Raw genomic sequence first — 26,344 nt, forward strand, 5'->3', positions numbered from 1 at the left:
CGAATTGAAGCAGAGCGTTTAGCAAAAGAAAACGCAGCAGCGTTAGATGCTGAAAAATTAGTCTCTGAACCTAAAAAGAAACAAGGTTTTTTTAGTAAATTAAAAAATAGTTTATTAAAAACAAAACAAAATATTGGTTCAGGATTTACGAGTATTTTTTCAGGTAAAAAAATAGATGATGATTTATTTGAGGAGTTAGAAACACAGCTTTTAACAGCTGATTTGGGGGTTGATACAACGCTTAAATTAATCGATGGTTTAACTAAAGCAGCTGATCGTAAGCAATTAAAAGATGCAGAAGCTTTATATGAGATCTTAAAGCAAGATATGGCTAATATGCTTGAGCAAGCTGAAAAACCATTGAATATTGAGATTGAAGAGCATAAGCCCTTTGTTATTTTAATGGTAGGTGTAAACGGTGTCGGTAAAACAACAACCATAGGGAAACTTGCAAAGCAGTTCCAAGAGCAAGGTAAGTCAGTTATGTTAGCCGCTGGAGATACATTTCGTGCGGCAGCTGTAGAGCAGTTACAAGTTTGGGGCGAGCGAAATGATATCCCTGTAGTTGCACAGCATACAGGGGCGGATAGTGCATCCGTTGTTTTTGATGCATTTCAAGCTGCACAAGCACGCAAAGTTGATGTTCTTATAGCCGATACCGCAGGACGTTTGCAAAATAAAGAACACTTAATGACTGAGCTTGAAAAAATTTCTCGTGTAATGAAAAAGCTTGATGCAAATGCGCCTCATGAAGTTATGTTAACGATAGATGCTGGTACTGGGCAAAATGCAATTAGCCAAGTAGATTTATTTGATAAAGCCGTTGGGTTAACGGGAATTACTTTAACTAAGCTTGATGGTACGGCAAAAGGTGGAGTTATATTTGCTGTTGCAGATAAATTTAATATTCCGATTCGTTATATTGGTGTTGGTGAAGGCATTGATGATTTAAGGCCTTTCAAGAGTAAAGATTTTATTGATGCTTTATTTAGTCAAGATAGTGTAAGCCAAAGTAATACAATGATAAATTAATACTCATATAATAAAAGGACGCATTGCGTCCTTTTTTATTTTCAAGTAATTTAACTATAAAAAATTAATAAAATAATTCTAATAATATAATAATGATAAATTTTCAACAGGTAAGTAAAACATACCCCGGTGGGCACATTGCGTTAGAAAAGGTAAACTTCCATTTAAAGGCGGGAGAGTTGGCTTTTTTAACTGGCCATAGTGGTGCCGGTAAAAGTACATTGCTTAAACTCATTAGCTTGATGGAAAGACCCTCTGCTGGCACAGTGATGATAAATGGTGTCGATCTTAATACCATCTCCAAATCTCAAGTACCTTTTATTCGTCGTGATATTGGTATGATTTTTCAAAATCACAGATTACTTAGCCGACACAATATTTTTGATAATGTTGCTTTTCCTTTGGTGATTGAAGGGATGCATCGAAAAAATATAGAAAAACGTGTTCATGCCGCTTTGGATAAAGTTGGCTTACTTAATAAAGTAAGATGTTACCCCGAAACTTTATCGGGAGGTGAGCAACAAAGGGTTGGTATCGCACGTGCTATTGTTAATTCCCCTCCTATTTTATTGGCTGATGAACCTACTGGAAATCTGGATCCTGAGCTCTCTTGGGAAATATTGAAATTATTTGAAGATTTCAATCAGCACGGTACAACTGTTCTTATTGCCACGCACGATTTAGGTTTAATCGCTCGAATGAAATATCATAGCCTTACTCTAAATAAAGGGCGATTATTACATGATCCTTTAATGGATACTGTATCATGAGTTTATTATTTAAGAGCCGCACTTCACAAGCATCAAATACAGAAACGTCTATGATGCTCAGTTGGTATTTTATCGTTTTGAATATAATACGCCAAGGTATACATAGCTTGGGAGAAATGTGGCGAACAACAATAGCATCTATGATGACAATTGCTGTTCTAGGGGTCAGTTTAACTTTACCTGCAACTCTTTATCTTGTCGTTAAAAATGTGCAACAAGTTAGTAGTGGTTTTGAAAATGCTAGTGAGATATCTCTATTTGTGAAGAAAGAGTTATCGGATAAAGAAACCAAAATTTTAGTCAAACGGTTAAAATTATACCCTGAAATATCTAATGTAATATATATTTCAAATGATGTTGCACTTGAAGAGTTTAAGCAAGTTTCAGGCTTTGGTCAGGCACTTGATTATCTGGACTCTAATCCATTACCAAGTGTTATTTCAGTTACACCAACAAATCGCTATTCGAAGCCTGAAGCAGCAAGGGCATTACTTACAAAGCTAGAAAATGAACGTGAAATTGAATTCGGTAAATTGGATATAGAATGGCTTGAACGTTTAAATGCTTTATTAAGTTTATTACGAGAAAGTGTGATCACGATAGCATTTTTATTACTGACTTCAGTTATCTTAATCATAGGTAATACAATTCGTTTATCTATTATGGATAAAAAAGAAGAAATACAAGTAATGAAACTGGTAGGAGCAACTAACCACTTTATTCAAACCCCCTTTTTATGGACCGGGATCTGGTATGGTGTTATTGGTGGTTTTTTTGCATTTATATGTATAGAGATAATGATGTGGTGGTTAGGCTCAGCAGTTGCTGAGGTGACTGGTGTTTATCAAACCGAATTTATACTGCAAGGGCTATCATTTTTTGAATTTATGAATTTGATCTTACTAGCAGTATTATTAGGGTTATTCGGTTCATATTTATCGGTTAAACGTTATATTAGAGAAATAGAACCTGATAAAATTTAATGCAATTAGTTTGTTAGCACTCTAAATATGAAGAGTGCTAAATAAAATGATTTGTAACATTTCAATACTCGCTTTTACTTACCAAACTTAGTTAATCTAATAAAATAAATTCATTTGAACTTAACACTTGACATTTAGGTCAAAAGATTTAAATTCATATTAGCACTCTTAAGGAAAGAGTGCTAATATGAATTATAAGATGGATTCTAGAGGTTTTATATGAGCAATAATTTAAAAAATTTAGCGTTAACTGTTCCACAACATGCGGGAAGTCACGAGGCTTACCTACAAAATGTTGGAAATATACCTATGCTAACAGCCGAAGAAGAAAAATCATTGGCTATAAAATTACAAAAAGAGGGCGATTTGTCTGCTGCTAAGCAACTTATTGTATCTCATTTGCGATTTGTTGCTCATATTGCTAAAAGTTACTCTGGCTATGGCTTACCGCAAGCTGATTTGATGCAAGAAGGTAATATAGGTTTAATGAAGGCCGTTAAACGATTTGATCCTTCAGTTGGTGTTCGATTAGTATCTTTTGCTGTACATTGGATTAAAGCTGAAATACATGAATTTGTTTTAAAAAATTGGCGAATTGTTAAAGTTGCAACAACAAAGGCTCAACGTAAATTATTTTTTAATTTAAGAAAAAATAAAAAGCGTTTAGGCTGGTTTAACCAAGATGAAGTAAGCACAGTTGCAAATGCACTAGGTGTTAGTGAAAAAGAAGTTAGAGAAATGGAATCTCGTATGAGTAGCCAAGATATGGCTTTTGATATGGGGGCAGATGATAGCGATGATGCATCAGAAGCAAGTTCATACTCACCTGTTCAATATTTAACAGATAATAGTTTAGATTTAGCTGATAGCGTAGAACAAGAGCAGTTTCAAAAACAATCTCAAAACCGCTTATTTGCAGCAATTAATACACTTGATGAGCGTGCTAAAGATATTGTAAGTGCACGTTGGTTAATGGATCAAAAAGCAACTCTTCAAGAATTAGCAAAAAAATATGATGTATCTGCTGAGCGAATTCGTCAGTTAGAAAAAACAGCAATGAAAAAATTACAGGCAACAATGGCCACATAGTACTTTATTTCATACTATAAATATAAAAAACCAGCTATTTCAGCTGGTTTTTTAGTTTATTTATAAATTGTTTTTTCTTCAATCGCTGCAAGTTTTATATACTTACTTTCAACTAATTGAGATAAAGGAACCAATTCTATTCCTTGCTCTTTTAATTTTGGTAATTCTTTTTCTAAAAATTTAAGTGTTTCGGGATATGGGTGAGCAATTGCAATGGCGTAATCTCGTTTATTCGCAATCCTTATTAATTGATTCATTCTAAATTGCATTTGTTTATCGGTAGGAATATTATCTAGAAATACGTGCCTTGCGACATTATTAACATTAAAAAGGTTTGCTAAATTTTGTGCTTGGCTGTGAGTCGTTGTTTTACTATCTAAAAAATATAAGCCTCTTTCATGCAATACTTCCATAGTCCAAGCCATTGGTTGTATTTTTTGTGTTAGAAATGATCCCATATGGTTATTGATCCCTTTTACTTCAGGATACTCATTTAATGCTTTTTCTAATGTGCTTTGAATTTGCGATTTAGTCATTTCATTTGTAAGTGCACCAGGCCCTAAAGCTTTTCCGCTTATAGATTGCATGGGAATATGCAGTAGTACTTCTTTGTTGATAGCATTTGCTTGTTGAGAAAAAATTTGAGCAAATGGAGTGTAGGGGAGTATGGAGTATGATATTTCTCCAGGTAATTTTATTGCCTGTAAATCATGTTTATGATATCCAATATCATCAATGATAATGGCAACTTGGCTTGCAGTTGCTAAATTTGCATTAGCAAATAAAAGCAAAGCTAATATTTTTGATTTTAAATGCACTATTAATTCTTATTATTATTATTATATGTTTATTCAAATGAACAATTATTACATTATTTAAATTTGATTAATGCTACTTGTTCGTTTAATTATTATGAATAAGTTATTGTTTTAGTATTTTTTGTGCTTTTACTAACTGTATATCGCTGAAGTCAGCTGTAAATGATTGATTTTCTTTCCCTTGACTTTGCTTCATTATAGCTATTTTATCTGATTGTGAAAGACTTGATTGTACTATTGCTATATCTGGTGTTATGCCAACGCCATCAATCGAAACTCCTGAAGGTGTATAATACTTTGCTGTTGTAAGTTTAAGTGCCGTTTGTCCATTACCTAGAGGGATCAATGATTGCACTGAGCCTTTTCCGTATGAGCGAGTGCCCACTATCGTTGCTCTTTTATTATCTTTGAGTGCTCCAGCTAAAATTTCAGCCGCAGAGGCTGAGCCTTTGTTTATTAATACAACAATAGGAGCACCATTTAAAATATCATCATTGTTTGCGGTAAATGTATGATTTGCATCGTAAAACCTTCCTTTAGTTGAAACTATGATACCATTGCGTAGAAATAGGTCTGACACTGCTACTGCGCTATCTAATATACCTCCTGGATTATCTCTTAAGTCTAATAATAGTCCTCTTAATGGTAAACCGTTTTCATTTTTTAATTTGGCTATGTGCCTAGCTACATCATGTAATGTATGGTTATTAAAACTCATAATACGCAAATATACATAACCTGCGCGGTCTAATTCACTATTAACAGTTTCTAATTCAATTAATTGCCGTTCTACTTCAAAACTAATCGGAGTTGAAAACCCTGAGCGCGCAATACTTAAATTGACAGCACTTTTCTTAGTTTTACTGATCAAACTTGCAACTTGTTTTATCGGCTTATTAATAACGGTTTGGCCATTTACTGAAAGTAAAATATCACCTTGTTTTAAGCCTGCTTGGGCGGCTGGAGAGTTGGAAATTGATGATATAATAACAATATGTTCATCTCTAATTTCAACTTCAATACCGAGGCCCGTGTAATGGCCATTTGTAATATTAAATAAATCTTCTAATTCTTGTTCATCCAGATATTCAGAATAAGGGTCTAATTGTTTTAAAACGGAATCTACAGCAGAGCTATTGAGTTTTTGGGTATTAACTTCATCAACATAAAAAGCTTGGATATGTTCCAAGATATGCTTCATATTTACGCTGTTTTTTTGAGAAGAAACTTCGCTGCTGGCTATTGTTGAAAAACAGAATAAAAAGCAGAGAATTAAAATATTATTTAATTTAAAAAAATTATTCATTGGCTACTCCCAATTAGGGGGTGTAGCCAATTGAAATTAAATTCGCTTACACCATTTTATAGGATTAATCGCTTGTCCTTTGTGCCGTATTTCGAAGTATAGACCAGGATTGTCTTGTCCACCGCTTTGTCCAACTAAAGCGATTAGTTCACCTTGAGAAACTTGCTCACCAACATTTTTTAATAATGCTTGGTTATGGCCATATAAACTCATAAACCCTTCGCCATGATCTATAACGATCACCCAGCCAAAGCCTTTGAGCCAATCAGCAAAAATAACTCGACCATTATGTATCGTCGTAACCGAAGCCCCTTCTTTGGCGTTAATAAGCACTCCTTTCCATTTTAGACGTCCATATTTTCTTTGACCAAAACGATGCTTTAAACGCCCTCGACTTGGCCAATTTAATTTTCCTTTAGTGCTTTTCAAACCTGAAAAAGTAAGTTGTTGTTTTACCTGTTGTTGTAGAGTCTTTAAAGTTTCAATTAATAATTGTTCATTTTTTTTCAGGTACTCAACAGAAGTAATTGTATTTGAGAACTGTTTTTTTAATAAATTTAAATTATCTTTTCTTTGCTTTTGGGCAAGCATCAATAATTCTTGCTTTTTCTTTTGTGTTTCTAATAGATAAGTTAATTTAATTTGCACTTTTGCTAACTCATCTTGTTTTGTTGCTAGTTGTTGTAATGTTATTTTTAGTTGTTCTAGCTGGGTTAGTCGTGCTTTATTGAGGTAGCTGTAATAAGTTAGTGTTCGTTCAAATGTGGCGATATCTTCTTGATTCAATAAAAGTTTACTATAGTCATGACTTCCGGTCATATAGGCACTTTTTAATTGACTTGAAAGCGCTTTTTGCTGCTGACTTTTATTGAGTTTCAGTTCTTTTATTTTTTTATTTAATTGGTGTTGTTCGCTTCTATTTAATTCAATGGAGAAATCGAGCTCATTGAGTGATTTAGAGTTGTTAGCAATTTCAAGTTCAGACTTTTTTAATTTATTTTCAATCCCTTTTATTTTTTTCTGTTGGGAATTCATTTGATTAACACTATTTTCAAGTGTTTTTTGAATTTGTGTTAAATCTTGTTTTGTTTGTTTTTCAGTTGCGTTGGCAGGTGTCAACGCAACAAAAGTTAAACAAACAGCTAAAACAAGTAACTGTTTAATAATTAGCATAAATGATAAGTTCTATTTTAGTTTCATAATAACAGAGCCTGTCATTTCTTTTGGTTGTTCCATTCCCATGAGGTGAAGCATAGTTGGCGCAACATCACTTAATGCTTTTCCTGTGATAGCTTTTGCTTGTCGACCAACATAAATGAAGGGAACAGGTTCATTAGTATGCGCTGTATGTGCTTGTCCAGTTTCTGGGTTTTGCATTAGCTCTGCATTGCCATGATCTGCGGTGATCAAAGCTTCGCTTCCTGTTTCTTCAAGGGCTTTAACCACTCGACCTATGCAGTGGTCTACGGCTTCACATGCTTTTACTGCGGCATCAAATACTCCTGAGTGGCCAACCATATCTCCATTTGGGTAATTACAAATAATAGCATCGTATTTTGAACTATGGATAGCAGCGACTAATTTGTCGGTTAACATTTCTGAGTTCATTTCAGGTTGCAGATCATAAGTTGCTACTTTAGGTGAAGGAATGAGTTCACGACTTTCCCCTTCAAATAAATCTTCTTTTCCGCCACTGAAAAAGAAAGTGACATGGGCATATTTTTCAGTTTCAGAGATACGCAATTGAGTTTTATTATGTTTTTCTAGCCATTCGCCTAACACATTATCTAATTTATTAGGTGGGAATGCTTTAGGTGCATTAATATCTGCAGCATATTCTGTTAACATCACAAATTCAGCTAGTTTAGGGGCTTTTTGTTTGGTAAAACCTTTGAAATCATTATCAACAAAAGCACGTGTCATTTCTCGAGCGCGATCGGCTCTAAAATTCATAAAAATAACGGCATCCCCATCATTTATAGTCGCAGCACTTTCATCTTGTTGCTTAATGCTGCTTGCTTTTACAAATTCGTCATTTTCATCTCTACTGTATGCGGCTTCAAGCGCTTCGGTTGCACTTGAATAACAAAATTGAGCATCAGCTAACACCATTAGGTTATAGGCTTGCTCGACACGATCCCATCGATTGTCTCTATCCATCGCATAATAACGTCCTATTATGCTTGCTATTCGACCTTTTCCTATTGCTTTAAATTTATCTTCAATAACTTTAATAGAGTTGCTTGCACTCCTTGGTGGCGTATCTCTACCATCTAAAAATGCATGTAAATAAATTTCTTTAGCGCCTCGCTTTGAAGCTAATGCTATTGCTGCCAATATATGTTCTTCATGGCTGTGTACACCCCCAGGGCTTAATAATCCCATTAAATGAACAGCTTTATTATTGGTTACGGCCTTATCTATTGCTGTAACTAAGGTTGGGTTTGCGTCAAATTCACCGTCATTGATTGCTTTTGTTATTCGCGTAAAGTCTTGATATACAATACGACCTGCACCTAAATTAACATGGCCAACTTCGGAATTGCCCATTTGACCGTCAGGAAGTCCAACATCTAAACCTGAGCCTGAAATTAATGTGCTGGGATATTCTTGCCAAAGCTTATCTATTACCGGTGTATTAGCGGCTAATATGGCGTTACTTTGGTTATTTTCTCGATAGCCCCAACCATCTAAAATAATCAGTACTAGTGGTTTTTTTTGCGATGTCATTGGTGATCCTTGTTCTGTTAAGCACAATACAGTAGAAGTTTGCTTAGCTTACCGTTTTTTACGGCTAAAATCCGCAAAGAAATTTTGATATTAAAATAATTCATTTAGCTTGTTTTATTTTTATTTGATAAAACGAGCTTGTTGATATTGAAGCTAGCTAGCATGTATACTGCTGCTTTTGTTTTATATGTAAATTTTAAGTGCATAATTAATTGGAAGATCAATGGAACAATATATCGAATTTTTTACAAACCATATTGGGCTTGGTTTAATTTGGCTTGGTTTAGTTGTAATGATTATTATGAGTTGGGTTAAATCTAAATTTTCACCGGTAAAACAAGTCAATCCTCAGCAATTAACCTTCTCTGTTAATCGTGAAAATGCAGTTGTTTTAGATATTAGAAGCCAAGCAGATTTTAACAAAGGTCATATCGCAAATTCAATTCATTTAGTTTCTGAAAAAGCGAAACAAAAAGAGTTTACAACTATTGAAAAGCATAAAAACGATCCCATTATAGTGGTATGTGTTACAGGTATGACGGCTTCTGGGGTTGCAGATAACTTGTTTAAAGCAGGTTTTACTCAAGTTTCAATTTTATCTGGTGGTATTGGTGCTTGGCAAAGTGCTGGTTTACCTATGACATCAGGGAAGTAAATATTATGAATAATATCATTATTTATACTAAAGCTTATTGTCCATATTGCGTCAGAGCAAAGGCTTTATTGAAGCACAAAAATGTTGAATTTACAGAGTTTGATATTGGCCAACAACCTGAGCTCAGAAATGAAATGATAGATAAGTCAAATGGCAGTTACACTGTCCCACAAATTTTCATTGGTGGGAAACATATAGGTGGCTGTGATGAGATGATGGCTTTAGAAGCACAAGGTCGATTAGATCTTTTACTTAATGAATTAGTATCTTAATTACCTTTAAATTCAAAAATAATTAAATAGATTTCAATAGGAAATAACAATGTCAGAACAAGAACAAAATGCAGCACAAGAGCAACAAGCGCCACAGTTTTCAATTCAACGTGTTTTTACTAAAGACGTTTCTTTTGAAACACCAAACTCTCCAGCTATCTTCCAAAAAGAATGGACACCAGAAGTTAAACTTGATTTAGATACACGTTCTAACAAGTTAGACGAGGGTGTATTTGAGGTGGTGCTTTCTCTTACTGTAACCGCTACTTTAGGTGAAGAAACTGCATTTTTATGTGAAGTGCAACAAGCAGGCATCTTTGCTATAGCTGAACTTGATGAAGGTCAAATGGCGCATATGCTTGGTGCTTATTGCCCTAACATTTTATTCCCATATGCACGTGAAGCAGTTGCAAACTTAGTTAACCGTGGTACTTTCCCACAACTTAATTTAGCTCCTGTAAACTTTGATGCGTTATTTGGTCAATATGTACAACAACGTTCAGCAGAAGCTGAGCAAGCAGCTGAAGCTAACGCTTAAGTTATGACTATGACAGCTACGAATGCTGTAACAGTATTGGGGGCGGGCTCTTATGGGACCGCCCTTGCTATTTGTTTAGCTAGAAATGGTCATCATATTCGACTGTGGGGGAGAGACACTGATGCCATTACTGAGCTAAAAAGTAGTCGACAGAATCAGCGCTACCTCCCCGATGTTACTTTTCCTGAATCACTTACTTTAGAATCAAATTTAGAAACTGCTGTTTCAAGTTGTCCCATTGTATTAGTTGTTGTGCCAAGTCATGCTTTTGCCGACACTTTAAAGGCAATTAAACCATTCTTGGAAACTGGGACAAAAATAGTATGGGCAACTAAAGGATTAGAACCTGAAACGGGTCGCTTATTGCAAGATGTCGCCAAAGATATTTTAGGTGCAGACATTGCTCTTGGTGTTTTATCTGGGCCAACATTTGCTAAAGAAATGGCTATGGGCCTTCCTACGGCTATCTCTCTTTCTTCTACTGATACAAATTTAATTGACTCTTTGTCAGATTTATTACATTGCGGACGTTCATTTAGAGTCTATACCAATAATGATTTTACGGGTGTGCAACTAGGTGGCGCAGTTAAAAATGTGATTGCAATTGGTGCAGGGATCTCTGATGGTACAGGCTTTGGCGCAAATGCTAGAACAGCTTTGATCACAAGAGGTTTAGCTGAAATGAGCCGCTTAGGTTGTGCTTTAGGCGCAAAGCCTGAAACATTTATGGGTATGGCTGGTCTTGGTGATTTGATTTTAACTTGTACAGATAATCAATCTCGTAATCGACGATTTGGCTTAGCCTTAGGGAAAGGCTGCGCTGTTGAGCAGGCTATTGCTGAAATTGGTCAAGTAGTAGAGGGTTTTAGGAATACCAAAGAGGTATATAATTTAGCGCAACGAGTCGGTGTTGAGATGCCAATTACAGAACAAATTTATCAAGTTTTATATCAAGGTAAAGATGTTAAAGATGCTGCTATGTCACTACTTGGACGCGTGAAAAAAGCTGAAAGTTAGTATTTTTAACTGCTTTGTATTTTAGTCGGTTGATTGATTAGGTTGATGACTTTGTCAGCAGGAATAGGTCGGCTAAAATAATACCCTTGTATGACTTTACAGCCCATTATATGAAGTAAATACACCTGCTCTTTTGTTTCCACACCTTCAGCAACGACTTCAATATTTAAATACTTTGCTAATTGAATAATGGTTGAAGTAATATTTCTATCTTGCTCAGAAGTCGTAATATCAAGAATAAAAGATCTGTCTATTTTTAATTTATCTATTGGAAACTTTTTGAGATAACTTAAAGATGAATGCCCAGTTCCAAAATCATCTAAAGCAATAGAAAACCCTAATTCCTTTAGTTTTAACATTTGTTTTAGGGCAAAATCAGGATTGTCCATCATTGCACTCTCCGTTATTTCTAATTCAATTGCCCTACCACTTATATTAAAAGATGCAAGGCAATGGGTTAAATCTTTTACCAAATCAATTTTCTGAAAGTGCTTAGCCGATAAATTAATTGCTATTCGACCATTTATATCTATGTGTTGTTTCCAAAACTGCAATTGTTTACAAGCTTGTTTAAACAAATTCAGAGTTAAGGTTACTATCATGCCATTGCTTTCAGCTATGGGAATAAACTCACCTGGGCTTATCATAGTACCGTCAACTTGTGGCCAACGAGCAAGAGCTTCAAAACCAACAACGCGATTGAGGCTAGTATCGTACTTTGCTTGATAGAAAAGTATAAGCTCTTCATTTTCTATTCCTTGTGATAACTTATATTCTTTACTTAATAATTCTGGGGTTGTTTGGGTTTGTGACTTATCATAAAATTGAAAGCTATTCTTACCATTTTGTTTTGCATGTACTAAAGCTGTATCCGCGCTTCTCATTAACATTTCACAGTTAATACCATTATCTGGATAACGTGAAATACCTATACTTGTTGTGATGGAGATATCAATACCTTCTAAAGTGAAAGGTGATTTACATAAAGATAAAATATTATCTGCTACGCGCTTTGCATAAAATAGTGTCATGCCTGAATAAAGATAAGGCGGGATCAAAACTGCAAATTCATCACCCCCTAAGCGGGCGATTGTGAATCCTTTTTCTAAATTTGACTTTAATCTTAAGCCTATTTGTTTTAGAAATAAATCCCCTTGTGTATGCCCTAGCGAATCATTTATTTTATGAAAGTTATCTAGATCAATAAATAATAATGCAAAAGTTGGAAAAGTTTCATTACACGAATGAATTGCTTTTTCTAAGTGCTCAATAAATAAAGTGCGATTAGGTAGTTGGGTAATAGGATCTCTGGTTGCTAATAACCTGAGTTCTCGTTCATTACGTTTTCTTATTGTAATATCAGAAAACATACCAACATACTGATAATTTGGAGCCTGATTTTTTTTGTTTTTATTTACTTTTGTAATAGACAAATCAAGAGAGTATTCTTCGCCATTTTTTCTACAGCTCCAGACTTCACCAGACCAATATTCATTATCAACCAATTCTTGTTGTATGAGTTGTTCTAGTTTTTTATTTCTACCTTTTGATGAATAAATAGTCGGGTTTTTATTAATGACCTCTTGTTCATCAAAACCGGTAATTTGAGTGAATATTTTGTTAACTTGCTTTATTTCAAAGTCATGATTAGCAATCCAAATAGCTTCTTTAGTTTGTTTTAATAAAGCTAATGTAAGGGTGTCTTGTTTTTGTTTAGGTTGTACGTTGAATTTAAATATACAAAAACCGAAACCAAATAATACAATGAGTATTATTAAATACCACCAATTTGAAAGAGGAGGAGTGGCAATAACTAAACTAAGTTCAGTATGTTTTTTTAATGGATACTTTACATTACGAAATTGTATTACATGGATACCTGAAGGCAACTGAGATAAGGTGAGTGTAGAACTTCCTTTACCTAATGGAAACCAGTCGGGTTGACTGAGGAAACGGTATTCAAAACTGAAATTCTTGTTTAGAGTACCTAGTTGTTCTGAAATTTTTATATAAATTGTTTTTGTTGTGCTGGGTAAATATATTTTTTGAGAAGGAAACAATACGACTTTATTTTTTTTATTTTCTTTATTGTAACTAAGTGAAGATACTTTTAATGTCGAATTTGATGTGTGAATTTTATTATCTTCGAAAGCTATCATTTCATGATTAAAAATTAATGTATTTTTTAATTTAATAAGTTGATTACGGGGGGAAGAAATTTGAATTGGATTATGATAAATAAACTCTTTAGTATCACTATTAAATAAAGTCAAAATATCATTTTTTATAAGCCATAAATATTCTGATTTTACGTTATGTATGTAGGTTATTTTTCCAGGTGTTATATGCTTAAATGACCATAATTGATTGTTTTGTTTTGCCTGCCATAATCCTGTTTGAGTTGCTAACCACAGAGTTTCAATATTTTGATCATAAAAAATATCATAAATAAGACCCATGTTTTCATTTTTTTTGATTATTACTTTTTTATGATGAGGTGCGATCAAATATAATCGTTTATGTGTTGCAGTAAGAAGGTAATCGTTATTGAACGAAGTAATCGCTTTTATATTTTTAATTGAAAAAGTGTCTATTATCTTTTTTGTTAGTAAATCAAAAGAATATAAAAATATATCATCGCTTAACCATAATAACTCTGCATTATCATAATAAATTGTTTTTATATTTTGCATATCACTTAATTGAAACGCATCATGATTGTTTGTTTTTAAATATAGCCCAGTTGAATTTATTCCTAACCAGTTTTGTTTATTGATATTAATTACTTGTTCTAAATTAGGAACTTTAGATCTTAAAGTGTCTAAACTTACTTTAATTGATTCATCTACATTATATTTTCTGACAACAGATGAAGAGGAGTTTAGCCAGTCACCATTTTGCAGTTGTAACCATAAACCTTTTTTTCGGTCTAAATATATATTACGTAAAGAATGCTTATCTGTTTCTTGGATTATTCGTGTTGTTTGTGAATAAGTATCGTGTATAAAAGCCCCTTTTTGATTATAAAAATAAATATAACCATCAGTAGACGTTGCAAAGCGAAAAATAAACTCATTTTTAAGAGGTTGATAATCTAACAGAGAACCCTGTTGAATAAATTGAAGTTTAAAATCATTGTTTAACAGCCAAATGGTGCCTTGGCTATTTTGTTTAAGTGCGAGTGTTGCTTGAGTTAATTGAATTGTGTTTATTATTTTCTTTGTGGGTAAATCAAATAAAATAAGTTGATTCTTTTGATTAATAATCCACATTTTTTGTTCTGCTAATAATAAAAAGTGTATCACTTTCCCGACGGCCGAACTTGGTAAAATAGAACTGACTTGCTTGCCATCATATTTTTTCAGTTTACCTAAGTGTATATACCAAAGCCTATTATTTTTATCTAAATGAAGTTGCTCTGCTATTTGAGAAGTGACTAATTGACTTGTTTGTGATTGTATATCAATTAACTCTATGCCTGCATCCGAGTTTAACCAAATATTGTTTTTGTTTACTAAAACATCTTTAAATTTATAACCCCTGAGGCCTTTAACCGTTTCAGAGGATATTTTTTGACTATCTAAACCATCAAAGCGATATAAGCCTGATTGTGTTGTTAGCCAAAAGTCACCTCTGGCATCTTGAGCAATATCGGAGCTGAATTGATTGTCAAGTGAACTAAAAGATATTGTTTTGGGGATTTGTGCGAAGAGCTGGAAAGAGAAAAAAAATAAATAAAGCAAAGTAAAAAAACGTAGTGTAAAACGATAGTATTCACTTCTGTTTTTACAGACCATTTTATAACAAGCCAAAATCCTTTTGTGTATAGAGCTTAGCTTGTTTTTTTTATAATGCTAAATTTGTTTGAAAACGTAATTAAACCGCACCTTTAAAACCGAGTTGACGCCATGACTCATAAACAAAAACTGAGACTGCATTTGATAAATTCATGCTGCGACTATTTGCTTGCATCGGGATCCTGAGCCTTTGTTCTTCAGGTAAAGCATTGATAGTTTCTGCTGGTAATCCGCGAGTCTCGGGTCCAAATAATAAACAATCACCAGGAGAAAACTCTGCTTTATCAAAAAACTGAGTGCCTTTTGTTGTGCAAGCATAAATTTTATTTGGTTTTTCACTCTCGATATAACTTTCTAAATTTGCATGCCTTTTTACATTGCTAAATTCATGATAATCCAATCCTGCACGTTTAATGCGCTTATCATCCCATTCAAAACCTAAAGGCTCTATCAAGTGTAAAGTGTAACCTGTGTTTGCACATAAACGTATGATATTACCTGTATTGGGGGGTATTTCAGGCTGGTAAAGTACGATATCTAACATAAAAATCTCGACAAATTAAATTATAAACATCATAACAAATTTAGTAAAAATGGTATCCTACCAATTCACCTAATTTATTATAGAAGAGACATTCATATATGCTTAAACGGATGCAAGACAAAGGATATGATTTTTGGGTGAAACTGGCGAGTTGGACAGCTATTATCATGGTAAGCCTTATGATAATGGCGAAGGTATGGGCATGGCTGGCTACAGGATCTGCTGCTATGTTAGGTTCCCTTACAGATTCTTTATTAGACATTACTGCAACTTTAATTAACTTTTTTGTTTTACGTTATGCTTTATTGCCAGCTGATGATGATCATAGATATGGTCATGGTAAAGCGGAACCATTAGCAGGACTAGCACAAGCTGCATTTATTGCGGGTAGTGCCTGTTTGCTGGCATTTCATGGTATTGAAAGGTTATTTAATCCTATAGATATTTCAAATACAGGGTTTAATATTGGTATTGCTGTTAGTATATTTGCCATTGTTTGTACTTTAATTTTAGTTTTTGTGCAAAATATAGTGGTTAAAAAAACGGGTTCTATTGCTATAAAAGCCGATTCATTACACTACAAAGGAGATTTGTTACTTAATGCAAGTGTTATGTTAGCTATGATTTTAGCGAGCTTAGGTTGGACTGCTGCGGATGCTATTTTTACCATAGGCGTTGCATTTTTCTTACTTTATAACGCTTGGCAGGTCGGGGTGGAAAGTGGCACTCATTTAATGGATAAAGAGTTACCTGATGAAGATAAAGAGGAAATTATTTCTTTGGTTGGTAGCCATGAAAAAGTATATGGTTTACATGATATTAGAACCAGACAAGCAGGGAAAACTAAATTTATACAATTTCATATTGAATTAGATGACAATTTACCTTTAATTATTGCTCACCAGGTAGCCGATGAAGTTGAAACCTTATTAAAAGCTAATATTTCTGGAGAGTTGGATATTATTATTCATCAAGACCCTTTATCTGTAGTATCAAAATCACAAAACTGATAGATAAGTGACATTGTTTTTTGTCTTATAATATCTGTTTCACATAAAAGTTCATGTTTGCCATTTTCTAATATTTCAAGTTGTGAAAGTGGCATTTTTTTGTGTAAAGATGTTTGGGCCCTATTAGATACAATCGTATCGGCCTGTGCCTGTAATATTAAGCAAGGTAACTTAATTGGGTGCTCCATCGCTTTTTTCATCGCATTAAAGGCGGCATTAAGCCATGAAATGCTAGTACCGCCTAGTTTTATTTGTTCAGTACTTTGGTAACAATCGGTAAATATTTGATAACGGGTTTCACTTTGGGTGAGTTCATTATCTATAAAACTTGTAATTTGATAGTTTGATTGCCCTGGTGCATAACCACCCCCTAATCCTAATTTGTCTAAAATTAAAGCTAACATTTTTGCTAACCACAGAGGTATATTGCCAGTATTTATACCAAACATAGGAGAGCATAAAACAACCTTTTCAAATGAATGTGCATAGTTGTTTAAATAGTCGCAAGCAATAACACAGCCCATTGAATGTGCTAATAAAAACTTTGTTTTATGATTTACTTTATTCACAACTTGCAAATTAAACTGATTAAAGTCTGCGCTGTATTGATCAAAGCTATCAATATGTCCTATATGTGAGTTTTTTAATGCTCTGCTTGATAAGCCTTGTCCTCGATGATCTAATATAAAGACGGCAATATTGTTTTTATTAAACTCCCAAATGAGTTCTTTATATTTTAATAATGATTCAATTCTCCCTGAGCAAATAACTATGGTAAATAGTGTGTTTTCTTCAACTTTGGGTAATGCATATGCATATGCAAGGTTTGCATCTTGTGTATTTAAAATGCCCTGACAAATTTGAGTTTGCCAAAATTGCATTATTTCATTTTGTTTATTTAATAACTTATTTTCTTGGCTATAAAACATCACTGTTATCTTTTATCAAATGGGAAGACTTATTATGACTGATAAACCTGAATTATCCTGATTTTTCAATTCAATAATACCATTATGGGCTAAGATGGCATGTTTAGTGATTGCTAAACCTAAGCCTGTACCACCTGAGTTTCTTTCCCTAGAATGAGAGACTCTAAAGAAAGGTTCGAATAGTTGTTTTAAATCATTATTTGGGACGCCTGGGCCATCATCTGATATGGTTATTATAAGATGATTTTTATTGTGTTTTAGTTCAACAGTAATCAGGCTATTTGCATATTTTATTGCATTCCTTAGTACATTGTCCAAAGCACTGGAAATAATTTGCCCATCATATTTAAATTCAGCATCTTGTTCTCCAACAATATTAAGTCTTTTATTATTTTGCTTTGCTTCAAAGGTTGCATCAGATAAAACTGGATTTAATACTAAACTGAATGGTTGATATTCTTTAGATAACATTTGGCTCTGTGCTTCAAGTCTGGACAGTTTTAAAACATCACTGATCATGTCATCAAGAGTTTTAGCTTCTTTTTCTATGCGAACTAAGTATTGTCCTGTTTGATCATTTTGGTGTATTTGCGCTAATCCTGCAGCCATTTGTAGCCGAGTTAAGGGGGATCTGAGTTCATGAGAGATATCTGCTAATAAGCGTTTTTGGCTTGTCATTAATAATTCTAGGTTTTCAGCCATTTTATTAAAATCGTTAGTGAGTTGGCCTAATTCATCATTTTGATTTGAATTAGACTGTATTCTGGTTTTAAGCTTACCGCTTGCTAATAAAAATGCTGCGTTTTTAAGTGAATTTATAGGTTTAATTAAAGAACGACTGAATAATAAACTTAAACTTAAAGATGCCATTATGGCTACACATAGCTTGAGCCATAAAGGCATTATTTTTAGTTTTAAGGCAAAGTTATGTCTTATATTTGGCTCTATTTCATAAAGCCAATAATTTTGTTTTGCTATTGTAATTTTTATGGGTCCAAAAGCATGGTATTGCTTAGTTAAAATTGCTTGAGGCGCTAAATTTTGACTAAAGCTTAATAAGTTTACATCTATGTCGGGCAGTGTATTTCGATTAAAAAAACTTAGCTCAGGATCTGTTGCTGCAAAATATAAAGTTCTATGGCGCGTTAGCCTTGGATGTTGAACAACTTTAGTTAATGAACGATTCTTTTTATTCGCAACATGCTCAATATTTTTTGCGATTTGCTGTAAGTTTTTTAGTTTTGTGCCTTTAAGTGGTTCTGCATTAACATCCCCTAAAGTAATATTGCTTAAAAAAAACAATAAACTAACCGTGGCAACTAAAGTAAGCCAAAACCATAGGAATATTTTAAAAAATAAATAACGTCTAGGATCTATTATTGTGATTCTCACTCTATTCTCCTGATATAAAGATATAACCAGAGCCTCGGATTGTTTTTATTTTTTCACCAGGACTTGATATTGCTATTTTTTTTCTAATATTGCTTACATGCATATCAATAGAGCGATCAAATGCGACTAATCGTCGGCCTAATACTTGTTGGCTAATTTCATCCTTACTTATGACTTCATTGACATTTTTGACAAGCAGTACCAAAATTTCATATTCAGTACCAGTTAATGTGAGCCTTTCGTTATTTGCAAAAATCTCACGACTTTTAGGGCATATTTTAACATTGTTCATATTCATACTTGGGGTTTTATTTAAGCTATTAATATGTTCAATTCTACGAGAAATCGCTTTTACTCTTGCGAGTAATTCCCTATGATTAAAAGGTTTTGCTAAATAGTCATCGGCACCAAGTTCTAAACCAAATATACGGTCAAAATCCTCCCCTCGAGCAGTTAACATGATTAATGGAGTGAGTTTTTGTTGTCTAAATTTTTTTAATACTTCGAAACCATCTAATTTAGGTAGCATGACATCGAGTAAAATTAAAGCAAACTCATCTTTTAGAGCACGTGTTAAACCAGCTTCGCCATCGTGCTCTGCAGTAACACTAAAACCATGTGCGCCTAAGTACTCGCTAAGAAGTTCACATAAATCAATGTCATCATCTATTAATAGTATTTGCATTTAAAGGCCCTAAACTTAACTCATGGTGACAATAATACCCCTTTTTACATAAGGCTGTTTGTCTTTACACAATCTTTACTTTTGTTTGCGTTACTTTTCATTGCACCAGATATACTTTTAATCAACCCAATCAATAGGAAGATTAATCATGAAACTCACCAATATTATTTTAATTGCAGTCTTATCAGTTGTTTCTCTTACTGCCAATGCTAAAAGAGGGATGTCAAATGAACACATGTTGTTATCAGAACGTGCCGCAGAATATTTATCATTAACACAAGATCAGCAGTCGCAAATTAAATCTGTTTTTGAGCAACAAAAGTCGGCATTAGAGCAATATAAAGAAGTTGGTAAAGAAATGCACCAGCAGCGCAAAGAATTAATTCATAATACAAGTTTTGATGAACACGAGTTTCGAGATTTAATTACCAATCATCAAGATACAAAGCTGGAAATTGCTGTAATTAAAGCCAGAGGAAAAAATCAAATTTGGAACTTATTAAATGAAGACCAGCAAGAAAAACTAACTAAAATAATGAAACATAGAATGAATAAAATGCATAATGGAAGAAAAGTAAAACATCATAAAATTGATACACAATAGCCTGAATCTTTGACTTTTAAACTGAATAAATTTTCCTTCGAAACTTATATATAAAAAAAGGTGAAGCATTGCTTCACCTTTTTTATTACTTTATTTCAAATGGTTTTACAAACCTGCTGAAGCTCTTAATGCTTCAACTTTATCAGTTGCTTCCCATGGAAATTCGTTACGACCAAAGTGTCCGTATGCGGCTGTTGCCTGATAGATAGGACGTTCCAGATCTAACATTTTTATTAAACCATAAGGACGAAGCTCAAAATGCTCACGAATAAGTTCAATTAAATGAGATTCGTCAACTTTTCCGGTGCCAAAAGTTTCAACACTGATCGAAGTTGGTTCAGCAACACCAATTGCATATGAGACTTGAATTTCACATTTATCTGCAAGACCAGCAGCCACTATGTTTTTAGCGACATAACGTGCAGCATAAGCTGCACTTCTATCTACTTTTGATGGATCTTTACCAGAAAAAGCACCACCACCGTGACGAGCCATACCACCGTATGTATCTACAATGATTTTACGGCCAGTCAAACCACAATCACCCATAGGTCCGCCAATTACAAAGCGACCTGTTGGATTAATAAAAAACTTAGTTGCTTTTGTAATAAATTCAGCTGGCAATACAGGTTTAATGATAGTTTCCATCACGGCTTCAACTAAATCATCTTGTGCAATTGAATCACAATGTTGTGTTGAAAGAACAACAGCATCTATTGCGACAGGTTTGCCATTATCATATGCAAAAGTCACTTGAGATTTTGCATCTGGACGTAACCAGTTTAATTCACCACTTTTACGAACTTCTGCTTGTCGCTGAACTAAACGGTGAGAGTAAGTAATTGGAGCTGGCATTAATACATTAGTTTCGTTACATGCGTAACCAAACATAAGGCCTTGGTCTCCTGCACCTTGATCTTCAGGTCGAGAACGATCAACACCTTGGTTTATATCTGGAGATTGCTTACCTATTGTATTTAAAATCGCGCAAGAGTCAGCATCAAAGCCCATATCAGAGTGGTTATACCCAATCTCACGTACTGTTTTACGTGTAATCTCTTCAATATCAACCCAAGCGCTGGTTGTTACTTCACCACCAACCATAACCATGCCAGTTTTTACATACGTTTCACAAGCAACACGAGCGTGCGGGTCTTGCTCTAAGATAGCATCAAGTACGGCATCAGAAATTTGATCTGCAATTTTATCTGGATGACCTTCAGATACTGATTCTGAGGTAAATAAATGTTGTGCCATTTTGTTTGTACTCACAAAAAATAGCGCAGCTTGTTTACAACTAAGTAACCTTAAAACAAGTAAAATTGTGCGCTAGGTAAAAAATTAAGATAACATTTTATCTGAAACATTTAAGAATGAATAGCTTTTTTACGCCTAGATGGCTAAACAGCTCAAAATCATGCTTTCTTGCTACTTAAAAATGAAAAAAACTAAAGAACTAAAATTTAAGCCGAGTTTTTATTGCTCAAAAAACTGTAATAAGTGAGAATGTCACTGCTTTTATTTTAAAAGCCTTAATAGACAACATTTATTCCAATGTAAAAGATTGAAGGTAGAATAAGTTATGCCATCTCGCAAAGAACTAGCAAATGCTATTAGAGTCCTATCAATGGACGCCGTTCAAAAAGCCAAGTCAGGTCATCCGGGTGCCCCTATGGGTATGGCGGATATCGCAGAGGTTTTATGGCGCGATTATCTAAAGCATAATCCAACAAACCCAGAGTGGGTTGATCGTGATCGATTTATACTCTCAAACGGTCATGGTTCAATGCTGATATATTCTTTGCTTCATTTATCAGGCTATCAACTTTCAATTGAAGACCTTAAAGATTTCCGTCAAATGGACTCTAAAACACCAGGTCATCCAGAATATGGTTATGCACCCGGTGTTGAGACTACAACAGGCCCATTAGGTCAAGGTATCACAAATGCTGTTGGTATGGCGATTGCCGAAAAATCATTAGGTGCACAGTTTAACCGTGAAGGTCACGATATCGTAGATCACTTCACTTATACTTTTCTAGGTGACGGTTGTTTAATGGAAGGTGTTTCTCATGAAGCATGTTCATTAGCTGGCACATTAGGTCTAGGTAAATTAGTTGCTTTTTGGGATGACAATGGCATTTCAATTGATGGTGAAGTTGAAGGCTGGTTTACTGATGATACACCTGCACGCTTTGAAGCATATGGTTGGCATGTCATTGCAAACGTTGATGGCCATAACAGTGAAGAAATACGTGCTGCAATTGATGAAGCCCGTGCTGAGACCTCTAAGCCCACATTAATTTGTTGTAAAACAGTAATTGGCTACGGTTCTCCTAATAAATCTGGCAGCCATGACTGTCACGGTGCTCCACTAGGTGATACTGAAATTGCAGCTGCACGTGAATTCTTGAACTGGGAACACGGTGCATTTGAAATTCCACAAGATGTTTATTCTGATTGGGATGCAAAAGCAAAAGGTTCTGATTCAGAATCAAGTTGGAATGCTAAATTTGATGCTTATAAAGCTGCGCACCCTGAACTTGCTGCAGAATTAGAACGTCGTCAAAAAAGCGAATTACCAGCTGATTGGGCTGAAAAATCACAAGCATACGTTGAAGAGTTACAAGCTAATCCATCAGGTATTGCTACACGTAAAGCATCACAAAATGCATTAAATGCATTTGGTCCTATGTTACCTGAGTTTATGGGTGGTTCAGCTGATTTAGCCGGTTCTAACCTAACAATTTGGGATGGTTCTAAAAGCTTAACTGGTACAGATGCATCAGGTAACTACATCAACTATGGTGTACGTGAATTTGGTATGTCAGCAATCATGAACGGTATTACATTACATAAAGGTTTTATACCTTATGGTGCAACATTCCTTATGTTTATGGAATATGCGCGTAATGCTGTACGTATGGCTGCATTAATGAAACAACCAGCAATTTTTGTTTATACCCATGATTCAATTGGTTTAGGTGAAGATGGTCCAACTCACCAACCAGTAGAACAAATTGCAAGCATGCGTTTAACACCAAACCTTGATAATTGGCGCCCATGTGACCAAGTTGAATCTGCAATTGCATGGAAAGCTGCAATTGAACGTAAAGATGGTCCAACTTCACTTATCTTTACACGTCAAGGTTTAGCACAACAAGACCGTACTGCTGAGCAATTAGCAAATGTTGCTAAAGGTGGTTACGTACTATCTTGTAATGCAACTAACAATAACCCTGATTTAATCTTAATCGCGACAGGTTCTGAAGTGCAATTAGCACAAGATTCAGCTGCACAATTACGTGACTCTGGTAAAACAGTTCGTGTTGTTTCATTACCATCTACGGATGTATTTGAAGCACAAGATGCTACATATAAAGAATCAGTATTACCAGCAGCAGTTTCACGTCGCGTAGCGATTGAAGCTGGCATCGCTGATTACTGGTACAAATATGTAGGTTTAAATGGTGCTGTTGTTGGTATGACGACATTTGGTGAGTCTGCTCCAGCAAATGAGTTATTTGAACACTTTGGTTTCACAGTTGAAAACATCGTAGCGAAAGCAAACGAATTGTTTTAATAAGCTTGCATCTTAAGTAAAAAAAGGATCTTAGTCGTCAAACTAAGATCCTTTTTTTATGAGTGTATTTTAAAATCAAAAAAATATACTACTAAATGATAAGTTTCGCTGGGGTTCAGGTCCAAGGTCGATTACAATACCAGCAAATTTGACATAGCTCCTTTAAGAACTTTTTACTCGATGGCAATTAGATTAGCAATTAATGGTTTTGGTCGCATTGGCCGTAACATCGTACGTGCTTTGTATGAAGCAAACCTCACTGAACAATTTAAAGTTGTCGCAATAAATGAACTTGCAGATCCTGCAGGCATTGCTCACTTATTGAAATATGATACCTCGCATGGGCGTTTTAAATTTGATGTGTCCCTTGATGTAAATTGTTTGATTGTTCAAAATGATCCTATTGCACTTTTTAATGAGAAATCACCCGAGTCTTTACCTTGGCAAGAGTTAGAAATAGATATAGTGCTTGAATGCACAGGAATATTCCACTCTAGAGCGCATGCAAAATTACATCTAAATGCTGGCGCTAAAAAAGTTTTATTTTCACAGCCCGCAGATCCAGATATGGATGCCACGATTGTTTATGGTATCAACGATAATGAATTGAAAGCGCAAGATACTATCGTTTCGAACGGTTCATGTACTACAAACTGTATTGTGCCTGTTATTAAAGTAATAGATGATGCTTTTGGTATTGAGTCCGGTGCGATTACTACAATTCATGCTTCTATGCATGACCAACAGGTAATAGATGCATACCACACTGATTTACGTCGTACACGTGCAGCAAGTCAGTCAATAATTCCTGTAGATACAAAACTTGCTCGTGGAATAGAAAGAATATTACCTAAATTTGAAGGTCGTTTTGAAGCAATTGCAATGCGTGTGCCTACAATTAATGTCACTGCGATGGATTTAAGTATATCAACGCATACAGATGTCACTATAGCTGATATTAACCGAGTTTTATCATCAACGGATAACAAGCGTTTAACTGGTATTTTAAGTTATACCGAAGAACCTTTAGTTTCTATTGATTTTAATCATGACTCACATTCAAGTATTATTGATGGTACTCAAACACGTGTCAGTCATAAAAGGTTGGTTAAATGTTTGGTTTGGTGTGATAACGAATGGGGCTTTGCTAATAGAATGTTAGATACCGCAAAAGCAATGATGCTTGCTAAATAATAAAAGCTACCAGTTAAGAATTTGAAATATTACTGAAAGTTATACTGAATAACCCCAACATTTTAACCCATAAAATGCCACTAAGTGAGCTATATAGAAATGCAAAGCATATCTATTACTAAGGAGAACATAATGTCAGTCATTAAAATGGCAGATCTAGATTTATCAGGTAAGCGTGTATTAATTCGTGAAGATCTTAATGTGCCTGTCAAGGATGGCAAAGTGACGTCAGATGCACGTATTCGTGCTTCATTGCCTACAATTAAATTAGCCTTAGACAAAGGTGCTAAAGTAATGGTGATGTCTCACTTAGGTCGCCCAATTGAAGGCGAATTTGATGAAACTTTTTCTTTATCTCCTGTTGTTGATTATTTAAATGAGGCATTAGAACAAAATGTACGCCTTGAAAGTGATTATTTAAATGGTGTTGAAATTAATAACAATGAAGTTGTTGTTTTTGAAAACGTACGTTTCAATCAAGGCGAAAAGAAAAATGATGAAGCATTATCAAAACAACTGGCTGCATTATGTGATGTATATGTGATGGATGCTTTTGGTACTGCACATCGCGCTCAAGCATCAACCCATGGCGTTGGTTTACATGCGGATGTTGCTTGTGCGGGTCCTTTATTAGCAGCAGAGCTAGAAGCTTTAGGTAAAGCACTTGATAATCCTGCTCGTCCATTTGTTGCGATTGTTGGAGGCTCTAAAGTTTCAACTAAACTTACAGTGTTAGATTCATTATCTACCATAGTCGATCAACTTGTTTGTGGTGGCGGCATTGCAAATACATTTATTGCAGCAGCAGGTAATGAAGTCGGTAAATCATTATTTGAAGCTGATTTAATTGATGAAGCTAAACGTTTAGTATGTGCTGCACAAGCTAATAATGGTGATATTCCAGTACCAACAGATGTTGTAGTTGCATCTGAGTTTTCAGAATCTGCCGTGGCGACATTAAAAGATGTATCTGAAGTAACAAAGGAAGATATGATTTTTGATATCGGCCCTGATTCAGCTAAAGCATTAGCAGAAATAATAAAAAATGCAGGCACGGTTGTTTGGAATGGTCCGGTTGGCGTATTTGAATTTGATCAGTTTGGTAATGGTACAGAGGCAATTGCTAATGCGATAGCCCAGTCAAGTGCATTTTCTATTGCTGGTGGTGGTGATACATTAGCCGCTATTGATAAATATGGTGTTGCAGAGAAAGTTTCTTATATTTCTACTGGTGGTGGTGCTTTCTTAGAGTTTTTAGAAGGTAAAAAATTACCTGCTGTTGAAATGTTAGAGCAACGCGCAAAATAATATTCTTTGGCAATGTTTTCCTTGTTGAAGTAAGTAAAAATACAAACACAGCAAAATTTATCTCTCACAATATAAATTTTGCTTTTTA

General features: G+C 34.6%; 23 protein-coding genes. 13 read left to right on the top strand and 10 right to left on the bottom strand.

The annotated features are described in order from the left end of the window. The 4 genes from ftsY to rpoH all read left to right on the top strand — a co-directional run. Positions 1-1,032 (top strand): signal recognition particle-docking protein FtsY (gene ftsY / locus BM088_RS16020; RefSeq protein WP_091986549.1); only part of this gene is annotated, 1,032 nt, incomplete at its 5' end. Between the two features lie 92 nt (positions 1,033-1,124). After that, on the top strand, positions 1,125-1,802 hold the full coding sequence (gene ftsE, locus BM088_RS16025; protein WP_091986554.1) for a cell division ATP-binding protein FtsE: 678 nt from the start codon (positions 1,125-1,127) through the stop codon (positions 1,800-1,802). After that, entirely contained in the window at positions 1,799-2,785 is a 987-nt protein-coding gene (gene ftsX / locus BM088_RS16030) for a permease-like cell division protein FtsX (protein WP_091986558.1), read from the top strand. Before ftsE ends, ftsX begins: the two co-directional genes overlap by 4 nt. Before the next feature lie 219 nt (positions 2,786-3,004). Then, the gene (gene rpoH, locus BM088_RS16035) at positions 3,005-3,874 is read left to right on the top strand and encodes an RNA polymerase sigma factor RpoH (protein WP_091986561.1); all 870 of its coding nucleotides are present in this window, start codon (positions 3,005-3,007) and stop codon (positions 3,872-3,874) included. A gap of 56 nt (positions 3,875-3,930) precedes the next feature. Here the strand turns inward: rpoH and BM088_RS16040 are convergent, their stop codons facing one another. The 4 genes from BM088_RS16040 to gpmM form a co-directional block, all read right to left on the bottom strand. Continuing rightward, positions 3,931-4,692: a divergent polysaccharide deacetylase family protein gene (locus BM088_RS16040; protein WP_245763843.1), complete on the bottom strand. Its 762-nt coding sequence runs from the start codon at positions 4,690-4,692 to the stop codon at positions 3,931-3,933. A gap of 103 nt (positions 4,693-4,795) precedes the next feature. Beyond that, entirely contained in the window at positions 4,796-5,998 is a 1,203-nt protein-coding gene (locus BM088_RS16045; RefSeq protein ID WP_091986563.1) for a S41 family peptidase, read from the bottom strand. Between the two features lie 36 nt (positions 5,999-6,034). Then, a complete protein-coding gene (locus BM088_RS16050) occupies positions 6,035-7,171 on the bottom strand; it encodes a murein hydrolase activator EnvC family protein (protein ID WP_091986566.1) in 1,137 nt (378 codons plus the stop codon). A 12-nt stretch (positions 7,172-7,183) separates the two neighbouring features. Further along, entirely contained in the window at positions 7,184-8,728 is a 1,545-nt protein-coding gene (gpmM, locus tag BM088_RS16055) for a 2,3-bisphosphoglycerate-independent phosphoglycerate mutase (RefSeq protein WP_091986569.1), read from the bottom strand. A 223-nt stretch (positions 8,729-8,951) separates the two neighbouring features. Here gpmM and BM088_RS16060 point away from each other — a divergent pair, with 223 nt between their 5' ends. The 4 genes from BM088_RS16060 to gpsA are packed head-to-tail and all read left to right on the top strand — an operon-like array spanning position 8,952 to position 11,210. Beyond that, positions 8,952-9,383, top strand: a complete 432-nt coding sequence (locus tag BM088_RS16060; RefSeq protein WP_091986572.1) for a rhodanese-like domain-containing protein — start codon at positions 8,952-8,954, stop codon at positions 9,381-9,383. Positions 9,384-9,388: 5 nt separating this feature from the next. After that, positions 9,389-9,655 carry a glutaredoxin 3 gene (gene grxC, locus BM088_RS16065; protein ID WP_091986575.1) on the top strand — a complete coding sequence of 89 codons (267 nt, stop codon included), beginning with the start codon at positions 9,389-9,391 and terminating at the stop codon, positions 9,653-9,655. A 49-nt stretch (positions 9,656-9,704) separates the two neighbouring features. Beyond that, on the top strand, positions 9,705-10,193 hold the full coding sequence (gene secB, locus BM088_RS16070; protein ID WP_091986577.1) for a protein-export chaperone SecB: 489 nt from the start codon (positions 9,705-9,707) through the stop codon (positions 10,191-10,193). Positions 10,194-10,202: 9 nt separating this feature from the next. Next, positions 10,203-11,210 carry an NAD(P)H-dependent glycerol-3-phosphate dehydrogenase gene (gpsA, locus tag BM088_RS16075; protein ID WP_425439322.1) on the top strand — a complete coding sequence of 336 codons (1,008 nt, stop codon included), beginning with the start codon at positions 10,203-10,205 and terminating at the stop codon, positions 11,208-11,210. 5 nt (positions 11,211-11,215) lie between these two features. Here the strand turns inward: gpsA and BM088_RS16080 are convergent, their stop codons facing one another. Together BM088_RS16080 and trmL are read right to left on the bottom strand one after the other, a co-directional pair. After that, on the bottom strand, positions 11,216-15,007 hold the full coding sequence (locus tag BM088_RS16080; RefSeq protein WP_091986582.1) for an EAL domain-containing protein: 3,792 nt from the start codon (positions 15,005-15,007) through the stop codon (positions 11,216-11,218). A gap of 79 nt (positions 15,008-15,086) precedes the next feature. Next, positions 15,087-15,551: a tRNA (uridine(34)/cytosine(34)/5-carboxymethylaminomethyluridine(34)-2'-O)-methyltransferase TrmL gene (trmL, locus tag BM088_RS16085; RefSeq protein ID WP_091986585.1), complete on the bottom strand. Its 465-nt coding sequence runs from the start codon at positions 15,549-15,551 to the stop codon at positions 15,087-15,089. A 110-nt stretch (positions 15,552-15,661) separates the two neighbouring features. Between trmL and BM088_RS16090 the strand changes: the two genes are divergently transcribed. After that, a complete protein-coding gene (locus BM088_RS16090; RefSeq protein WP_091986660.1) occupies positions 15,662-16,561 on the top strand; it encodes a cation diffusion facilitator family transporter in 900 nt (299 codons plus the stop codon). On the opposite strand, the gene BM088_RS16095 is transcribed toward BM088_RS16090, so the two are convergent. The 3 genes from BM088_RS16095 to BM088_RS16105 are packed head-to-tail and all read right to left on the bottom strand — an operon-like array spanning position 16,522 to position 19,567. Continuing rightward, the gene (locus tag BM088_RS16095) at positions 16,522-17,490 is read right to left on the bottom strand and encodes an alpha/beta fold hydrolase (RefSeq protein ID WP_091986589.1); all 969 of its coding nucleotides are present in this window, start codon (positions 17,488-17,490) and stop codon (positions 16,522-16,524) included. The genes BM088_RS16090 and BM088_RS16095 overlap by 40 nt on opposite strands. A gap of 15 nt (positions 17,491-17,505) precedes the next feature. Beyond that, a complete protein-coding gene (locus BM088_RS16100) occupies positions 17,506-18,882 on the bottom strand; it encodes an ATP-binding protein (protein ID WP_245763844.1) in 1,377 nt (458 codons plus the stop codon). Position 18,883: 1 nt separating this feature from the next. Then, positions 18,884-19,567, bottom strand: coding sequence for a response regulator (locus tag BM088_RS16105; RefSeq protein ID WP_091986594.1), 684 nt, complete (start codon positions 19,565-19,567; stop codon positions 18,884-18,886). A 148-nt stretch (positions 19,568-19,715) separates the two neighbouring features. On the opposite strand from BM088_RS16105, the gene BM088_RS16110 reads away from it, so the two are divergent. After that, on the top strand, positions 19,716-20,171 hold the full coding sequence (locus BM088_RS16110; RefSeq protein ID WP_091986596.1) for a Spy/CpxP family protein refolding chaperone: 456 nt from the start codon (positions 19,716-19,718) through the stop codon (positions 20,169-20,171). 105 nt (positions 20,172-20,276) lie between these two features. Here the strand turns inward: BM088_RS16110 and metK are convergent, their stop codons facing one another. After that, complete coding sequence (gene metK / locus BM088_RS16115; RefSeq protein WP_091986663.1) at positions 20,277-21,428, bottom strand: methionine adenosyltransferase; 1,152 nt, start codon at positions 21,426-21,428, stop codon at positions 20,277-20,279. A 325-nt stretch (positions 21,429-21,753) separates the two neighbouring features. On the opposite strand from metK, the gene tkt reads away from it, so the two are divergent. The 3 genes from tkt to BM088_RS16130 all read left to right on the top strand — a co-directional run bounded on the left by tkt (position 21,754) and on the right by BM088_RS16130 (position 26,256). Beyond that, positions 21,754-23,754 carry a transketolase gene (gene tkt, locus BM088_RS16120; protein ID WP_091986599.1) on the top strand — a complete coding sequence of 667 codons (2,001 nt, stop codon included), beginning with the start codon at positions 21,754-21,756 and terminating at the stop codon, positions 23,752-23,754. A gap of 180 nt (positions 23,755-23,934) precedes the next feature. Then, on the top strand, positions 23,935-24,948 hold the full coding sequence (gene epd, locus BM088_RS16125; RefSeq protein WP_091986602.1) for an erythrose-4-phosphate dehydrogenase: 1,014 nt from the start codon (positions 23,935-23,937) through the stop codon (positions 24,946-24,948). Between the two features lie 132 nt (positions 24,949-25,080). After that, positions 25,081-26,256, top strand: a complete 1,176-nt coding sequence (locus BM088_RS16130; RefSeq protein WP_091986605.1) for a phosphoglycerate kinase — start codon at positions 25,081-25,083, stop codon at positions 26,254-26,256. The last annotated feature ends 88 nt before the right edge of the window (positions 26,257-26,344 follow it).

The organism is Pseudoalteromonas denitrificans DSM 6059, assembly GCF_900112265.1.
Lineage (GTDB): Bacteria > Pseudomonadota > Gammaproteobacteria > Enterobacterales > Alteromonadaceae > Pseudoalteromonas > Pseudoalteromonas denitrificans.

Excerpts from the sequence above, each read along its gene's own strand:
- ftsE (WP_091986554.1), top strand. The coding sequence starts at position 1,125 with ATGATAAATTTTCAACAGGTAAGTAAAACATACCCCGGTGGGCACATT.
- ftsX (WP_091986558.1), top strand. The coding sequence starts at position 1,799 with ATGAGTTTATTATTTAAGAGCCGCACTTCACAAGCATCAAATACAGAA.
- rpoH (WP_091986561.1), top strand. The coding sequence starts at position 3,005 with ATGAGCAATAATTTAAAAAATTTAGCGTTAACTGTTCCACAACATGCG.
- BM088_RS16045 (WP_091986563.1), bottom strand. The coding sequence starts at position 5,998 with ATGAATAATTTTTTTAAATTAAATAATATTTTAATTCTCTGCTTTTTA.
- BM088_RS16050 (WP_091986566.1), bottom strand. The coding sequence starts at position 7,171 with ATGCTAATTATTAAACAGTTACTTGTTTTAGCTGTTTGTTTAACTTTT.
- gpmM (WP_091986569.1), bottom strand. The coding sequence starts at position 8,728 with ATGACATCGCAAAAAAAACCACTAGTACTGATTATTTTAGATGGTTGG.
- BM088_RS16060 (WP_091986572.1), top strand. The coding sequence starts at position 8,952 with ATGGAACAATATATCGAATTTTTTACAAACCATATTGGGCTTGGTTTA.
- grxC (WP_091986575.1), top strand. The coding sequence starts at position 9,389 with ATGAATAATATCATTATTTATACTAAAGCTTATTGTCCATATTGCGTC.
- secB (WP_091986577.1), top strand. The coding sequence starts at position 9,705 with ATGTCAGAACAAGAACAAAATGCAGCACAAGAGCAACAAGCGCCACAG.
- gpsA (WP_425439322.1), top strand. The coding sequence starts at position 10,203 with ATGACAGCTACGAATGCTGTAACAGTATTGGGGGCGGGCTCTTATGGG.
- BM088_RS16080 (WP_091986582.1), bottom strand. The coding sequence starts at position 15,007 with ATGGTCTGTAAAAACAGAAGTGAATACTATCGTTTTACACTACGTTTT.
- trmL (WP_091986585.1), bottom strand. The coding sequence starts at position 15,551 with ATGTTAGATATCGTACTTTACCAGCCTGAAATACCCCCCAATACAGGT.
- BM088_RS16090 (WP_091986660.1), top strand. The coding sequence starts at position 15,662 with ATGCAAGACAAAGGATATGATTTTTGGGTGAAACTGGCGAGTTGGACA.
- BM088_RS16095 (WP_091986589.1), bottom strand. The coding sequence starts at position 17,490 with ATGTTTTATAGCCAAGAAAATAAGTTATTAAATAAACAAAATGAAATA.
- BM088_RS16105 (WP_091986594.1), bottom strand. The coding sequence starts at position 19,567 with ATGCAAATACTATTAATAGATGATGACATTGATTTATGTGAACTTCTT.
- BM088_RS16110 (WP_091986596.1), top strand. The coding sequence starts at position 19,716 with ATGAAACTCACCAATATTATTTTAATTGCAGTCTTATCAGTTGTTTCT.
- metK (WP_091986663.1), bottom strand. The coding sequence starts at position 21,428 with ATGGCACAACATTTATTTACCTCAGAATCAGTATCTGAAGGTCATCCA.
- tkt (WP_091986599.1), top strand. The coding sequence starts at position 21,754 with ATGCCATCTCGCAAAGAACTAGCAAATGCTATTAGAGTCCTATCAATG.
- epd (WP_091986602.1), top strand. The coding sequence starts at position 23,935 with ATGGCAATTAGATTAGCAATTAATGGTTTTGGTCGCATTGGCCGTAAC.
- BM088_RS16130 (WP_091986605.1), top strand. The coding sequence starts at position 25,081 with ATGTCAGTCATTAAAATGGCAGATCTAGATTTATCAGGTAAGCGTGTA.